The sequence below is a fragment of the Mesorhizobium sp. M1143 genome (assembly GCF_040318435.1).
Taxonomy (GTDB): domain Bacteria; phylum Pseudomonadota; class Alphaproteobacteria; order Rhizobiales; family Rhizobiaceae; genus Mesorhizobium.
Window position 1 is genome coordinate 1 of sequence record NZ_JAMYMJ010000040.1, and the last position, 14,555, is coordinate 14,555.

General features: G+C 63.5%; 13 protein-coding genes. 4 read left to right on the top strand and 9 right to left on the bottom strand.

The genetic code is table 11. The features are described 5' to 3' along the window. Nucleotides 1-131 precede the first annotated feature (131 nt). The 4 genes from NKH35_RS22810 to NKH35_RS22825 are packed head-to-tail and all read left to right on the top strand — an operon-like array spanning nt 132 to nt 3,485. Nucleotides 132-1,109, top strand: a complete 978-nt coding sequence (locus NKH35_RS22810; RefSeq protein WP_023702213.1) for an ABC transporter permease — start codon at nt 132-134, stop codon at nt 1,107-1,109. A gap of 3 nt (nt 1,110-1,112) precedes the next feature. After that, nucleotides 1,113-1,844 (top strand): ATP-binding cassette domain-containing protein, encoded by a 732-nt coding sequence (locus tag NKH35_RS22815; RefSeq protein WP_023692780.1) that lies wholly within the window; start codon nt 1,113-1,115, stop codon nt 1,842-1,844. Nucleotides 1,845-1,856: 12 nt separating this feature from the next. After that, nucleotides 1,857-2,612, top strand: coding sequence for an SDR family oxidoreductase (locus NKH35_RS22820; RefSeq protein WP_352916533.1), 756 nt, complete (start codon nt 1,857-1,859; stop codon nt 2,610-2,612). A gap of 3 nt (nt 2,613-2,615) precedes the next feature. Continuing rightward, nucleotides 2,616-3,485 carry an aldose 1-epimerase gene (locus tag NKH35_RS22825; protein WP_352916535.1) on the top strand — a complete coding sequence of 290 codons (870 nt, stop codon included), beginning with the start codon at nt 2,616-2,618 and terminating at the stop codon, nt 3,483-3,485. A gap of 4 nt (nt 3,486-3,489) precedes the next feature. On the opposite strand, the gene NKH35_RS22830 is transcribed toward NKH35_RS22825, so the two are convergent. The 9 genes from NKH35_RS22830 to NKH35_RS22870 form a co-directional block, all read right to left on the bottom strand. Next, nucleotides 3,490-3,966: a DUF4189 domain-containing protein gene (locus tag NKH35_RS22830; protein ID WP_023687219.1), complete on the bottom strand. Its 477-nt coding sequence runs from the start codon at nt 3,964-3,966 to the stop codon at nt 3,490-3,492. Then, entirely contained in the window at nt 3,963-4,658 is a 696-nt protein-coding gene (locus NKH35_RS22835) for a hypothetical protein (RefSeq protein WP_023727661.1), read from the bottom strand. The genes NKH35_RS22830 and NKH35_RS22835 overlap by 4 nt, the downstream gene beginning before the upstream one ends. Before the next feature lie 13 nt (nt 4,659-4,671). Next, entirely contained in the window at nt 4,672-5,247 is a 576-nt protein-coding gene (locus NKH35_RS22840; protein ID WP_023670757.1) for an invasion associated locus B family protein, read from the bottom strand. A 9-nt stretch (nt 5,248-5,256) separates the two neighbouring features. Further along, nucleotides 5,257-9,978 carry a YadA-like family protein gene (locus NKH35_RS22845; RefSeq protein ID WP_352916537.1) on the bottom strand — a complete coding sequence of 1,574 codons (4,722 nt, stop codon included), beginning with the start codon at nt 9,976-9,978 and terminating at the stop codon, nt 5,257-5,259. A 1-nt stretch (nt 9,979) separates the two neighbouring features. Then, complete coding sequence (locus NKH35_RS22850; protein ID WP_023709820.1) at nt 9,980-10,399, bottom strand: hypothetical protein; 420 nt, start codon at nt 10,397-10,399, stop codon at nt 9,980-9,982. 233 nt (nt 10,400-10,632) lie between these two features. Beyond that, nucleotides 10,633-11,568: a helix-turn-helix domain-containing protein gene (locus tag NKH35_RS22855; protein ID WP_352597551.1), complete on the bottom strand. Its 936-nt coding sequence runs from the start codon at nt 11,566-11,568 to the stop codon at nt 10,633-10,635. Nucleotides 11,569-12,378: 810 nt separating this feature from the next. Next, nucleotides 12,379-12,579, bottom strand: coding sequence for a hypothetical protein (locus NKH35_RS22860; RefSeq protein WP_023673691.1), 201 nt, complete (start codon nt 12,577-12,579; stop codon nt 12,379-12,381). A gap of 289 nt (nt 12,580-12,868) precedes the next feature. Beyond that, the gene (locus NKH35_RS22865) at nt 12,869-13,678 is read right to left on the bottom strand and encodes a L,D-transpeptidase (RefSeq protein ID WP_352916540.1); all 810 of its coding nucleotides are present in this window, start codon (nt 13,676-13,678) and stop codon (nt 12,869-12,871) included. Nucleotides 13,679-13,853: 175 nt separating this feature from the next. Then, complete coding sequence (locus tag NKH35_RS22870; RefSeq protein WP_023673689.1) at nt 13,854-14,516, bottom strand: haloacid dehalogenase type II; 663 nt, start codon at nt 14,514-14,516, stop codon at nt 13,854-13,856. Nucleotides 14,517-14,555 lie beyond the last annotated feature (39 nt).

The following is a 14,555-nucleotide window of genomic DNA, read 5'->3' on the forward strand; positions in this document are numbered from 1 at the left end:
CCCCGCCTCGCATCGGGGCCGTGGCCCCCCCGGGGAGGCGCGCACCGCGCCGGGCCCTGTCGGGGGTTGGCGTCGGGGGGCCCCGCGCGCCGCCGATGCCTCAACAGAAGTTCGAATTCCTGGAGCCTGACGTGAAGCGTCTGTTCAAGACCTATCTCGAAAAGCCGGAGCTGGCCGGTCTGATCCTGCTCTTGCTGCTGATCATCGTGTTCCAGATCCGCTCGCATGGCGTGTTCCTCAACCAGGACAATCTTCGCGGCATTCTCGGCATCCTGCCGGAGGCCGGCCTTGTTGCCATCGGCGTCACCATCCTGATGATCAGTGGCGAGTTCGACCTCTCCGTCGGCTCGGTGTTCGCGCTGATGCCGATGACGATGGCGGTGCTGATGGTGCACGACGCCCCGTTCCCGCTGGCGCTGCTCGCCGGACTGCTTGTCGCAGCCGCCATCGGCTTCATCAACGGCTACATCACCATCCGCTTCGCCATACCGAGCTTCATCACCACGCTCGGCATGCTGTTCATGGCGCGCTCGCTCACCGTCGTCGTTTCGGGCGGCTTCCCGCCGCTGCTGCCTGCCGACCTGCCGAACTGGCTGTTCACATCCTTCGTGGGCCCCGGCAACATGTTCCGCATGTCCTTCCTCTGGTTTGCCGGCATTGCGGTGCTGACCTCGCTGATGCTTTCGCGCACCAATTTCGGCAACTGGATCAAGGCCACCGGCGGCTTCCCGCCGGCCGCCGCCGCGATGGGGATCCCGACCACCAGGGTCAAGATCATCTGTTTCATGCTCTGTTCGATGCTCTCCGGCTTCGCCGGCATGCTGCAAGTGCTGCGGCTGGGCTCGCCCTTGCCTTCGATCGGCGAGGGCATGGAACTGCAGGCGGTGGCGTCCGCCGTCATTGGCGGCGCTTCGCTCGCCGGCGGTATCGGCACCGTGATGGGCGGCATCATCGGCACGACGCTTATCCGCGTCATCGATAACGGCCTCGTGCTCAGCCATGTCGACGCCAACTGGTTCAAGTTTGCCATCGGCTTCCTGACCATATTCGCCGTCGTCGCCAATGCTTGGATGCGCAAGCGCGCCAAGGCCATCAAGATGGAGGATTGAGCGATGGCCGACGCGATCATCTCCGTGCACAACCTTCACAAATGGTATTCCGGCGTCCATGCGCTGAAAGGGGTGACGCTCGACTTCACCCGGGGCGAGGCGCTTGGCCTGGTCGGCGACAATGGCGCCGGCAAATCGACCCTCATCAACATCCTCTCCGGCGTCCACACGGCGGACCAGGGCGAGATCAAGGTCGAGGGCAGGACTGTCCGCATCGCCAAGCCGCGCGATGCGATGGATCTCGGCATCGAGACGATCTACCAGTACAATTCCATGGTACCGACCATGTCGATCGCCAGGAACCTGTTCATCGGCCGCGAGCCGACCCGGTTTTCGGTCTTCGGCGTCGGCTTGCTCGATCAGAAGAAGATGGCCAGCGAAAGCATCCGCGCGATTGCCAATGTCGATCTGCACCTGCGCTCGCCGGATGCCCTTGTCGGCGAGCTTTCCGGCGGCCAGCGGCAGGGCGTCGCCATCGCCCGGGCAATGCATTTCAAGTCGAAGGTGATGATCCTCGACGAGCCGACCAACCATCTCTCCGTCAAGGAGACGAGGAAGGTGATCGGCTTCGTGCGTGGCCTGAAAGAGCAAGGCATCACCGGCGTCTTCATCAGCCACAACATGCATCATGTCTTCGAATGCTGCGACCGCGTCGTGGCGATGGCGCGCGGCGAAATCGTGCTGGACAAGCGGGTCGCGGAGACCTCGATCGATGAAGTCCACGGCGTTCTGTAAGAGGTGGCGGCAATGAAAGCCCTTGCCGATCGCGTCGTGCTTCTGACCGGCGGCCTTGGCTCGCTCGGCCGTGCCCAGGCGGTGACGCTGGCGCGGGCCGGCGCGCGCGTGCTGGTGCTCGATCGCCCCAATAGCGAAGACGGGCCAGGGATTGCCTCGGAAATGGCCGCGCAGACAGGCGGCAACGTCGCCTTTGTCGGCTGCGACCTCAACCGGCTTGCGGAGGCGGAGGCTACGGTGGCGGCGCTGGCGGCGAGGGAAGGGGGCATCGACGTCTTGATCAACAACGCTGCCCTGATCATCAACCGGCCGTTCGAAGAATTCTCGCTGACCGAGTATGAGGATCAGATCCGTGTCAACTCTTCGGCCGCCTTCGCCTTGGCGCGGGCCTGCGCGCCGGCGATGAAGGCGAAGGCCTATGGCAAGATCGTCAATTTCTGCTCCATCACGCTCAACGGCCGCTGGGACGGCTACGTGCCCTATGTCGCGTCCAAGGGCGCGATGCTGGGTCTGACCAAATCGCTGGCGCGGGAGCTTGGGCCGCACGGCGTCCGGGTCAACGCCGTGTCCCCGGGCGCGGTTGTTTCGGAGGCCGAGGCGCGGGTGTTCGGCGACCGGCTGGCGCAATACAACGAGTGGATCCTGGAGAACCAGGGTCTCAAGATGCGCATCGAGCCGCATCACGTTGCCGATCTCGTACTGTTCCTCGCATCGCCCACCTCGGACATGATCAGCGGCCAGAACATCGCCATCGACGGCGGTTGGTAAGGGATGGCCGGCCTCCTGGAACTGCGCGACGACCGCGCCCGTCTGGTCCTGGCGCCGCAAAAGGGCGCGGCGATCGCCCGCTTCGACGCACTGGTCTGCGGCGCAACGGTGCCGCTGCTCCGCCTCGACGATGGCACCGGCGCCTCCGGCTGCCAGCTTCTGGTTCCCTGGTCGAACCGCATCTCAGGCGGCGGTTTCGCCTTCGACGGCCGCTTCCATGCGATCGGGCCGAACGTGCCGGGGGAGGCCTTTCCAATCCATGGCGACGGCTTCCAGAGGGAGTGGCGGATTGCCAGCCACAGCGCCACCGAGGCGGAACTGGTCCTCGACGCCGGTGAAATCGGCCCCTACCGATATACGGCGCGGGTCGCCTATGCGCTGCATGACGGAGCCTTGGATGCCACGCTCACGGTGGAGAATCGCACCGGCATTCGCCTGCCTTACGGGCTCGGCTTTCATCCGTGGTTCCCGCGCAGCGCCGGAACGACGCTCGAGGCGAAGGCGGCGCGGGTCTGGCTGGAGGACAAGCATCATCTGCCGGTCGGCGTGGCGCCGGTGGCCGATTACCCCGCGTGGAATTTCTCGAACGCCTCCCTGTTGCCGCGGAGCTGGGTCAACAACGCCTTCGACGGCTGGGACCGCCGCGCCAGGATCACCCGGCCCGAGGACAGGATCGCCATCTCGCTCACCGCCTCGCCATTGCTCGACGTCTTCATCCTCTATTCGCCGTCGCAGGATGCCGATTTCTTCTGCTTCGAGCCGGTGTCGCATACCGTCGATGCGCATCACGGCAAAGGGCTGACCCCGCTTGAGCACGGCGCTACGCTGAGTGCAAACATGCGCCTCGATTGGCGTTCCGCTGCTTCGCTCTGATGCGTCATGTGCACACCCACTCGCGGATCTTGCATTTTTGTCCGTTCCGCTCGCACGCCTGCAGTGTCAGGTCTTCGGCATCCCGGCGTGTTTGCGCCGTCTCGGCGCCCCAACTGGTCAGCCGCCCTTCCGGCTTCTCGCCTACGGCGAGGGCGCCGCAATGCTTGTAGGGAAAGCCGGTATTGTCGTCATCGTCCCAATGGCGATGATTGCGGAATACGCTGACCACGGCGCAGCTGCCGCCGCCGGCGTTCTGGCAATGCTTCAGCGCGATGTCCATCGCCTCCTGCCGCTTGTCGGCGCCCCAAAAGAAGCCGTGCTTCTCGTCGGGGCTCGAATAGGCGATCGCCGCCCAGATGCCTCTCTCCTCCTGGGCCGGCGGCTCGGGCACGTCCGCCGCCGGGGCGAGGTCCGCCGCGCCCAGCCGCCCGGCGCAAAGCAACAGCATGCCGATCGCCGCAATGGCGGAATTCACCCTCATTGTACGCCTCCTTGTTTACCTGCTGCCGAGGCCACGGAAATGACGACGCAGCTGTTGCCGGTTGGCAGCAGCATCGCGTTGCCCCCTCCATTGGCCAGTTCATAGACGCTGATTTGTCCAAGATTGTTGGCGAGCTTGCTGTCTTTCGGAAGCAGGGCCGGAACATCGGCGCAATTGGCCGCGAATGGCGCCACCCTGACCATCGTACCTTCGCAAACGGATGCGGTGGGTGCCGCGAACACCAGACCTGCCGCCGGGCCGCTGTAGCCCTGTGTAGCGTAGTTCATGCCGACCAAGGCTTCCACGAGGTGTTTGTCGGGGGCCTCGTTGTTCCAGATCGACTGGACGCTGTACGTCGTGCCGGTCGTCAGCATCTGCCCAAGGGCTGGGAAAATGTTGGAACAAGACTGCAAGCCTGCCTCTTTGGCGTGTTGCAGAAATGGCGTCTCGGCCAGGGCCGGATTGGGCTGGTTGGTCTCCGCGACCGCCGGCTGCGGCAGTAAATTGTGGAGCAGGTCGTAGCGCATGGCCGCGAAGCCGGCCGTGGCGACGACGGCAATGGCGAGCAACGAGAAGACAGCGGTCCTCGCGCGGTTTCGTTGCGGTCTGCTCCGGTCTTCGATGCCGACCCGGACAGCATCCTTTCCCTGGTTGCGGGACATTATCCGGTCATGGATCGATTGCTGGTTCATCGCGATTGCCTCGTCAATTGATCGCCGCAACGGCCGCGGCCAAGCCCTTGAGGGTCGCGGTTACGTTGATCGTCCTGCCATCCGTGGTCGGGAAGGAGATGACGGATGCCGCGGCCTTCGAAATCTGTTCGCGCATGATCGGACCAACCGGCAGCATGCCGACGCAGACGGCCTGATTGCATCCGTCGAGTTGAATTTTTATCGGCTCCTTGCGCCCCTCGAATGTCAGCGAGACAGGAGCGTCGCTCTTGGCGATCGGCGGGGCGCGCAAGATCATGTAGGGGTTGCCTTCCTTGGTGGCGGCAAGCGACCAGCTGAACGCAACCTGTCCTGCCTGGTCCTCGATGATCTGGGTGACATTGCAGACCTTTTGGCGCGCCTTCAGGTTCTCGTCGCAGATCAGCGTCCAGTTCTCGAACGGACGGGTGGTCCGTTGATATTCGCCAAGCTTGGCATCCGCAGGGATCGCTACGTCGGAAGGTTTTACCCTGTAGCCGGAAGGGATTGCTTCCTGCCCGGCCGCTAACGGGCCGGACAGGAGCATTGACGTCATGGATATCGCGACAGCAAGGACTGCCTGCCTGATCATGGCCGGGCTCTAGTTCAGCGTAAGGCTGACGCCCGCGCCGACACCCCAGTGTCCGCCTGCCGTCGTACCGGACAGGTTCGCTCGAACACGTCCTTCCTCGCTGGTGTAGCCGGCGCCGAAGGCCAGGGCGCCTTCACCGCGCCAATAGCCTCCGCCGGCGGCCACGCTCAGCTTGCCGGGACGATCGTCGTAGCGCAGCGAGCCGGCCGCCAAGCCGATTGCCGCAGCCTGGCGCGCCTCGCCCCTGACCTCTCCCATGTCCATGTTGAGCTGGCTGAGTTTGGAGTCCGCATACGCATTGGCTTGCTGCAGCGTGGTGGCCGCCACCTGGTTGGTGTAGTTCTTCGAATTGTCTAGGTTGAGTGCTAACCCGCTGTTGAACTGCTGAACATTGACCGCATCGGTGTTGGCAACGCCCGGCCCGACATTGTGGATGACCACCGGCGTGTTCGGGTCGCCGCCGGCAAGGGTAATCGAGTTGGACTCGTTGCCGTTCCCGTCCTTGTCGTACTGGACGGCGAACTGATTCAGGTCGCCGACGCTACCCTGCATGGCTTCGACCGCCTGGTTGGTGGCGAAGAGCTGGCTGCCGTTGATGGCGTCGGTGGAGGTGCCGCTGATCCGGCCCGCCGCGACATTGGTGACGGTGCGCTCGTTGCCGACGGTGCCGACGCTGACCGTGCTGGTCGGAGCTGTTCCGGCGAAGGTATAGGCAACGCCGTTGATCGTGGTGCCGGTGGTGGCGACCGCCGCCGCCGTCGTCGAGCCCGCGCCGAGCGCGACGCTGCCCGGCTCGTTGGCCTTTGCGCCGGCGCCGAGCGCCACCGCCTGCGCTCCGTTGGTGGTCGCGTTGGTGCCGAGGGCGATGCTGTCGGCCTGGTTGACCGTCGAATTCTGGCCGATCGCGATGCCTCCCGGCGCCGTCTGCTGCACGATGGCGCCGTTGCCGATGCCGATGCCATTGTCGCCATTGACGGTGGTGCGCGGACCGACCGCAACCGAATCGACGCCGACCGCGAGCGAATCCGCTGCCGTCGAATTGGCATGGAAGTACAGGCTCCCCGTCACCGCGAACGAGCTCAGCGCGCCCTTCAACTGGCGAAGCGTGACCGCGTCCTGGTCCTGCGTGCCGTCGGCCACGTTGATGATCTGGCGATAGGAGGTGGAGGTGCCGACCGAGACGGCGCCGAGCAGGCTCATGTCCGCGGTGTTGTAGGGAATGAGGCCGGTGCCGGAGAGGATCGATCCCGATACGGGCGCGACCGCCCGATCCGAAACCGAGCCGGCGCCAAGCGCCACGCCGCCGATGACGCTGGCCTGGGTGTCGCGGCCGAGCGCCAGCGCATTGTCGGCGCTCGCGGTCGCCTGGTAGCCCAGGGCGGAAGAGCCGATCCCTTGCGCGAAGGAGTCCGCGACGGCAAGCGTCCTGTCGTTGGTGCGCACATAGCGGATGCCGTCGCCATTGGCGTCGGTGTAGGCCAGCGAGGTGTCGCCGGCAATATTGCTGATCGAATTGCCGAGATTGGTGATGTCAGCAGTATTGGCGGCGATATCGGTGGTGTTCTGCGTCACCTGCTGGTTGGTCGCAAACAGCTGCGAGCCGTTGACCGCATCGGTCGAGGAGTTGCTCAACTGCCCGGCCGCGACGTTCTGGATCTGGCGTTCGGCGCCCACCGAGCCGACCGAGAATGCACCCGCGGGCGTCGCGCCGGCGAAGGTGTAGGCAACGCCGCCGATCGTGGTGCCGCCGACCGCCGTGGTCACGGTCGACACCGCATTCGCGCCGATCGCAACGTCGCCGGCATTGTTGGCCACGGCATTCGGGCCGACCGCAACGGAATCCGTCCCCAGGGCCTGGGAATCCGCCAGCGTCGAATTGGCATGGAAATACTTGATGCCGCCGCCGGTGCTGATGCTGTTGATTGTGTTGCCGAGATTGGTGATGTCGGCGGTGTTGGCGGCGATGTCGGTCGTATTCTGCGTCACCTGCTGGTTGGTGGCGAAGAGCTGCGAGCCGTTGATCGCGTCGGTCGACGAATTGCTGAGCCGGCCCGCCGCGACATTGGTGATGGTGCGTTCCGCGCCGACCGCGCCGACGCTGACGGTGCTTGCCGGCGTCGTGCCGGCGAAGTTGTAGGCGACGCCGCCGATCGTCGTGCCGGCGGTGCCGACCGCCGCGGCGGTTACCGAGCCCGAGCCGAGCGCCACGTCGCCGGCGTTGCTGGCGTTGGCGAGGGCGCCCAGCGCGATTGCATTCTGGGCGCCGGCATTCGCTCCTACGCCGAGAGCGGTCGCTTGAAAGGCGGTTGCAAACGCGTTCTGGCCGATCGCGGTGCTGGACGTGGCTGTGGCATTGGCGTTGGCACCGACGGCGGTGCTGTATTGGCCCGAGGCCTTGGAGATGTATCCCATCGCCGTTGCGTCAAGCGCCGATGCGACGGCGCCGCTGCCGAAGGCCGAGGCGTTGGCGTCGGAGGCGCTCGAATTGGTGCCGGCCGCGATGGCGTTTGTCCCCGTCGCGGTCGCGACTGGTCCGATAGCAACGGAGTCCGTGCCCGTTGCGGACGAGTCCGCCGCCGTCGAATTGGCGTGGAAATACTTGATGCCGCCACCGGTGCTGATGCTGTTGATCGTGTTGCCGAGATTGGTGATGTCGGCGGTGTTGGCAGCGATGGCCGTCGTGTTCTGCGTCACCTGCTGGTTGGTGGCGAAGAGCTGCGAGCCATTGATGGCGTCGGTCGACGAATTGCTGAGCCGGCCCGCCGCGACATTGGTGATGGTCCGCTCCGCGCCGAGCGCGCCGACGCTGACAGTGCTCGTCGGCGTCGTGCCGGCGAAGCTGTAGGCCGTGCCGCCAATCGTCGCGCCGCTGGTGCCGACCGCCGTCGCGGTCACCGAGCCCGAACCGAGCGCTACGTCGCCGGAGCTTGCCGTCGCCGTCGCGCCGTTGCCCAGCGCGACATTGCCGGCAAGGCCGGCTGCACCCGCCGTCGAGCCATTGCCCAGCGCCACGGAGCCTTGCCCGACGGCCTTGTTGTTGTTGCCGATGGCAACCGCGCCTGCGGCCTGGTTTGCGGCTGTGGCGGTTGCCGTGCCGTCGCTGTTGGCGATGTTGTTGGCGCCGCCGGTGAAGGCGCCGGTGCCGCTTGCATAGCTCGGATCGCCGATGGAGACCGCGCCGTTGCCGTAAGCCGTGTTGCCCGAACCGATGGAGACGGCCTTGCCGCCGGTTGCCACCGCATTGGTGCCCAAGGCGACCGCTTCGGCCGAATCCGCCTTGGCGTTGTTGCCCACGGCGATGGCGCTCGTGGCGCTGGCGGTGGAGAGGGCGCCCAGCGCAACCGCATTCTGGGCGCCGGCATTCGCTCCTACGCCGAAAGCGGATGCTTGAACGCCGGTTGCAAACGCGTTCTGGCCGATCGCCGTGCTGGACGTGGCGGTGGCGTTTGCGTTGGCGCCGACGGCGGTGCTGTATTGGCCCGAGGCCTTGGATATGTACCCCATCGCCGTTGCGTCAAGCGCCGACGCGATGGCCTCACGTCCTACGGCAGCGGAATCGGCGCCGCTGGCGACAGTTCCCCAGCCTACGGCGGTCGCATAGTTGTTGCTGGCCGTGGAACTGGTGCCTAGAGCAGTGGCATTCCCTCCCGAAGCGACGGACAACGTGCCCAAGGCGTTGGAGCCGGCTCCAGTGGCATTAGCCTGAACGCCGAGTGCAACGGAATTGACACCGCTCGAGATCGTGCCTTGGCCCAACGCCATCGCGCCACCCGCTCCTGTAGCCTTCGCATTCAGGCCAATGGCAACCGCGTATTGCGCCGACGAAACGGACGAACGTCCCATCGCAATGGCATCGACCTGGGATGCTGTCACATCTGTGCCTATGCCGACCGCGCCTTGGGCCAGCGCTCCCGTTCCGGCCGCGGTACGTGAGCCGAGATAGACGGAGTTTATCGCCGTAGCAGTCGACTGGAATCCGATGGCGACGGCATTCTGGTTGCTTGCTACGGCGCTGTTACCTTGGGCAATCGAATCCACGCCGGATGCCGTTGCCCCGAACCCGAGCGCGGTGGCGCGCAATCCGGTCGCCCGGGTAACAGGGCCGATCGCGGTCGAGTTGACTCCGTCGGCACGCGCATTATTGCCAAAAGCGGCCGCGCTTGTGGTTGCAACCGAATTGACGTCAATAGCGCTTGCTGCGTCCCCGTTGGCCTTGGCGTTCCCGCCCACGGCGAGGGCATTGACGCCGGTTGCGCCTGCGAAGACACCTATGCCTATGGAATTGAGGCCATTGACACCCATCGCATAGCCGATGGCGATCGTGCCGTCGCCCGTTGCACTGTTGGAACTGCCCAACGCCACGCTGTTATTGCCATTCGTCGCGGCGCCGTTACCGATAGCGACGGCGTTGCCGCCGGTCGCCGAACCGCCGCCAGCCTGATATTGTGCCTGGGCCGGTGTGGCGAGGCCGAGCGCGGCGATCGCGGCCAGGCCGCCGAGCATGCTGGCCGGGCTCACGCCACAGGCCAGAGCCGAACGCACGCTGGTGCCGCTTCCCAATGTTCCCAGACCCATATTCTTGCGACCGAATCCAAGAACCCGGTGAGCCATGCGCAGCACCGCCATCAGGCGGCGCCGCACCGAGCGGCTGTCGGCCGCGCCCGCGATCCAGTTTCCGACAAAGCTTGAAGAAAGTTCGATCCTTCTCCGCCCCTCGACGCATTTGGTCATGCTAGTTTTTCCTCGCAATTGCCGAGGCGCTCTGATGTGCCGCACCATTCGCCTCGGTGGCCAAAAAATCTTCGAAATTGCGCGTCTTCTCCCGCAACGAGAGACCGACCTTCGCGCCTTGTTTTTCAATCAGCTGATAGGCGCTCGCGACCCATGGCTGCGTCGGTTCTGGAACCGTATGCAGTGCAGCCTCCGTCCGTTCCGGCGGCAGGTTTACCGCCACCAGCGCGCGGCAGAGATCGAAATGAAATCCCGGATCGCCTTCACCACAAGCCGGAGAGGTCAGTCCAAGCACGAAACAGGCCAGGAGATGGTCGAGTTCCGCAGCGCTGATCCGGCTGGCGTATTGGCGTTGCAGTGCAGCCCAGGCCGCTTCGGCCTTAGGCGCGAAGACCTCGATTTCCGCGAATTGAATGTCCATGGGACAATCCGACATGCTGTATCATCTGGTTGCTCCCCCGCCCCAAATGACTTCCATCGCGACCATGAGCACATTCGCGGTGCAGGTATTTTGGAATAATCCGGAATCTTTGTAGGAAAATCCGGTATTTGGTCCCTGCGCGACGACTGTGACTGCTCTGCCACACAACCTTCGACTATACTGAAGATCAATCGAGGTATCGCCGCGGACTATCATGCGCGCCGCAACAGTCGTTAACGTTGCAGCTTCACCTGCCTGGGGGTTCTGTTCCGGTATCTGGACATGGTGACTGTCAAGTGGCTCTGGTCCGAGAATCCACTGAGATGAGCGACTTCCGCAATCGACAGGTCGCTCTCGATGAGAAGTTTTTCGGCGAAATCGAGACGCAGCCGCAGCAGGTATTTGTGCGGCGGCTCGCCAAAGGTCTTGGTGAATGCCAGGATGAAATGGCTCGGCGAAAGGCCACAGAGTGCGGCCAGCTCGGCCACCGCGATCTTGCTGGAAAAATTTACCTCCAGGAATTCCCGCACCCGCCGGGCGCTGCGGTTCGACAGACCGCCCTTTGGGGCTTGTGGCAACTTTCGCGCTCCTGCGTAGTTCCGAAGCAAATGGACGCCGAACATGGTGACCAACGAATCGACATAGAAGTCGTTTGGAGTTTCCCGATCCGTCAGTTCCGCCTTCAGCAACTGCGCGAGTTGCAGCGCCTGGAAGTCGACGGTCCCGAACGGCGGCGGTTGAAGCTCGGCATGGCCGGTGTCGAATTCACGCGTTGCCAGCTCGAAGAGACTCTCGGGGGTGAGCGCCACGATTACGCTTTCCGTGGTGGATGACCGGGTCACCTTGCCGCCGAGGTCGGCTGGGACGATCATGATCATGCCGACGTCGCCGTCGTATTCGTGGACTTTGTCGCTGCCCAGCGATGCCGCAATCCCTGGTGAGGGTGTAAGCAGAACCGAAGCGAAATGTTCCGCCGCTTTGAATGTGTGTGATCCCGGCCCATGAACGACATGAGCCGCGCCGCCTCGAAACGTGACCAGGTAGCGCCCCGCGCTTTCCGGAATTCCGTCGAAGATGCGACGATCCGCGCGCCGCCGCTCTGTCCCGGCGCTTTCCTGGACGTTGCCTCTATGTTGCATCTTCGTCTCTGCCACTGCTGCGCCGATCAATCCAATCCTGTGCTGTATCGAGGCGCCCAGAATTCACGTTTGCTCCTGGGCGTTCCTTCGAATCCTACAGATGCTGCTTTATATTGCAAAGAAGAATTTGAGCTCAAATGAAAATTTTACCAGGATTTTGACTATAAATTTACAGGTTTGAATTTTTAGCCAAGGCTACCTGACTATTTTCCGATCTTATCTTACCATTTTTAGCCTAGTTATTGTGCATAGTGCGCCGTCACAATCCAGCGTTGTATTCTGAATATAGATCGCGCGGCCATTGACAGAGCTGGTCGACTATCTGTCATTGCCACGGACGATCCAGCAGCAGTTATCGCCCGAACCATGGCTTCTTTCCCTTGTGCTTCTTCATGGCGGTGGCCAAATGGCCTTGATCCGAAAATCCCGCGAGGTAAGCGACTTCGGCGATGGCGACCCTCCAGGAGCGATCCAGGGCTGCGGACAGAGCATATCCCGCTCCCCCGCATGGTTGCTCTTCTGGGATTGGCATTTTCGGGGATTGTGTCGAGGGCGTGCCGATCGACCCGATCGGCGCCTGCGCTGCGTTCCTGAACCTCGCCCGCATTTTTCATTCAGCCTTGCCTCAGCCGCTTTGCCAGCCCATCGAAATTCCGTGCCGTGCAAACAGCCAACCCGGAAATCCGGACGGTAATTTGTATCCCCCATAGTCCTGCCCAAAGGCAGCGTAGCGCATCCCGCGGATAGAAAAAACATTGTAAGTGAAGAAAAAAGTTCGCGCGAGAAAAACATGGCCTGGCTTGGCCGGCGCTACGGAATTATCCGGCTCACGCAGGCCTGCTAAAGATCGCCTCGGCGTTTCTCGTACAGATCCCAGGACAGCTCGACCATGGCCAGAAGAACGTCTTCCTGGCTCCACCCGGCGGCAACCGCCGCCTCGACAATTCCACGGACGAGCGGCAGCAATTGGCGCTCGCATTCGGCCGACAGGTTGGCCTGGGCGCCGTCGGCAGGCGGACTATCGAAATCAAATCCCACCATCGGCGTTCCCCCGCCATCAATGATCTAATGAAATGTATGTCTCTGCAATCATACTCCCGTCTAATATACATCAATCGGTAACGAAACACAGCAGCGTCGAGATTGACAGGGCATGGCCGCCCCGATTGCAGCGGCTCCATGGTTCGTCTGGATGTCTTTTTTGGCCTCCTGTTGCCGGCATTGCATATCTTGGATGCGAACCCCAGGCATTCGCGTAAAGCTATCGGGATCCTGGCGAGCTTTGCCGCATGGAGCGGAACCTGCCGCTTCATGGCATCGATGAAGTCGATCAGGTCACCGGGCCGAGCAGGACCGAGCCATCCGGCACCCCGCCATCGATCGGGATGGCTCTGCGGTTTGCGCTCGCCGCCATCGGCTGGCCGATGTCGGACGTCACGATGACCGGGCTCTTCGACGGCACGCGGTCGTAGAGGTCGATGATGTCCTGATTTATCAGGCGCACGCAGCCTGACGAGACGGATTTGCCGATCGAGTTCCATTCCGGCGAGCCATGCAGGCGGTAGAGCGTGTCGACGTTGTCGTGGAACAGGTAGAGCGCGCGGGCGCCGAGCGGGTTCTTGAGGCCGCCGGGCATGCCGCCGTTCTTGGCGCTGTATTCTTCCAGTTCAGGCTGGCGGGCAACCATCTCATCGGGCGGCGTCCATTTCGGCCATTTCTGCTTCCACTGGACGACGGCGTCTCCCGACCATTCGAAGCCGGCGCGGCCGAGGCCGACGCCGTAACGGATCGCCTGGCCGCCTTCGCGCACCAGATAGAGGAAATGGTTGGTCGTATCGACGATGATGGTGCCTGGCCGCTGGCCGGTCGGATCGGGAACGATCTGGCGCAGGAACTGCGGGTCCATCTTCTTGATCGGGATGGCCGGGAGCTCGAACCCGCTGTCGGAAATCGTGCCGTACATCGTCGCATAGTCGCCGAGCGGCGGCTCGACATAGGTCGGCGGTGGCGGTGCGACCGGCGCCGGCGCCGGTCCGGTGGTGGTGCAGGCGGAGACCGCAATCGAAGCGGCGCCAAGGGCTGCAGCATTCAGAAAGCCGCGACGGCTCAGGCGATAGGGGTCGATTTCGGTCTTCAACATGGTTGCCTTTTTTAAGTCTCGAATCGCAAGAAAGCGTGAATGCCTTCAAGCGGCGCAGTGGTCGGCCTCCCCCAATGCCTGACGCGATAGGCGGTTCCGATTCTGGCCTGAGGGTGGACAAACAAAGGCGAAGCTGTGACCGCCCTGCCACTGTTGCTCGAAGGCAACAGAGTGATCAGCCGCCGGTCAGCAGGCCTTCAAGCGACGGCAGGATCAGCGCCGGCGGGAAATCCCGGTATTCCTCGGGCTGGTTGGCGCGGTTGATCCATACGGTGCGAAAGCCGAATTTGGTGGCGCCGGCGACGTCCCAGCGGTTGGACGACTGGAATGAGACGGCGCCCGGATAGAGTCGCCAGCCCGTCGCCACCATGTCGTAGGTCGACGGGTCGGTCTTGAAGCGCCTGACGGCGTCGACCGAAAAGATATCGTCCAGCACCTGGTCGAGGGCGGCCGACTTGACCGCCGCTTCCAGCATCTCGGGCGAGCCGTTGGACAGGATTGCGAGCTTGGCGCCGGATGCTTTCAGCGCCTTGAGCACGGCCGGCACTTCCGGATAGCAGTCGAGCCGCCAATAGGCTTCGAGCAGCTTGGCCTTCAGTCCCTTGTCGGCGGAGGGAACCTTGAGCAGGGCGAAATCGAGCGCTTGTTCGGTGAGCTGCCAGAAATCGGCATAGCCGCCCATCAGCGTGCGCACCCAGGAATATTCCAGCTGCTTGGCGCGCCAGATTTCCGAAAGCAGCGGGCCGTCGGGGCCGATCTCGCCGTCATGACGGCGCACGGCTGCGTGCACGTCGAACAACGTGCCATAGGCGTCGAAAACGTAAGCCGCGTAATGCATGGCGACAGTTTTGAGGCCAGGCGGCGCAAGGTGCAAGCA

Excerpts from the sequence above, each read along its gene's own strand:
- NKH35_RS22815 (WP_023692780.1), top strand. The coding sequence starts at position 1,113 with ATGGCCGACGCGATCATCTCCGTGCACAACCTTCACAAATGGTATTCC.
- NKH35_RS22820 (WP_352916533.1), top strand. The coding sequence starts at position 1,857 with ATGAAAGCCCTTGCCGATCGCGTCGTGCTTCTGACCGGCGGCCTTGGC.
- NKH35_RS22825 (WP_352916535.1), top strand. The coding sequence starts at position 2,616 with ATGGCCGGCCTCCTGGAACTGCGCGACGACCGCGCCCGTCTGGTCCTG.
- NKH35_RS22830 (WP_023687219.1), bottom strand. The coding sequence starts at position 3,966 with ATGAGGGTGAATTCCGCCATTGCGGCGATCGGCATGCTGTTGCTTTGC.
- NKH35_RS22835 (WP_023727661.1), bottom strand. The coding sequence starts at position 4,658 with ATGAACCAGCAATCGATCCATGACCGGATAATGTCCCGCAACCAGGGA.
- NKH35_RS22840 (WP_023670757.1), bottom strand. The coding sequence starts at position 5,247 with ATGATCAGGCAGGCAGTCCTTGCTGTCGCGATATCCATGACGTCAATG.
- NKH35_RS22845 (WP_352916537.1), bottom strand. The coding sequence starts at position 9,978 with ATGACCAAATGCGTCGAGGGGCGGAGAAGGATCGAACTTTCTTCAAGC.
- NKH35_RS22850 (WP_023709820.1), bottom strand. The coding sequence starts at position 10,399 with ATGGACATTCAATTCGCGGAAATCGAGGTCTTCGCGCCTAAGGCCGAA.
- NKH35_RS22860 (WP_023673691.1), bottom strand. The coding sequence starts at position 12,579 with ATGGTGGGATTTGATTTCGATAGTCCGCCTGCCGACGGCGCCCAGGCC.
- NKH35_RS22865 (WP_352916540.1), bottom strand. The coding sequence starts at position 13,678 with ATGTTGAAGACCGAAATCGACCCCTATCGCCTGAGCCGTCGCGGCTTT.
- NKH35_RS22870 (WP_023673689.1), bottom strand. The coding sequence starts at position 14,516 with ATGCATTACGCGGCTTACGTTTTCGACGCCTATGGCACGTTGTTCGAC.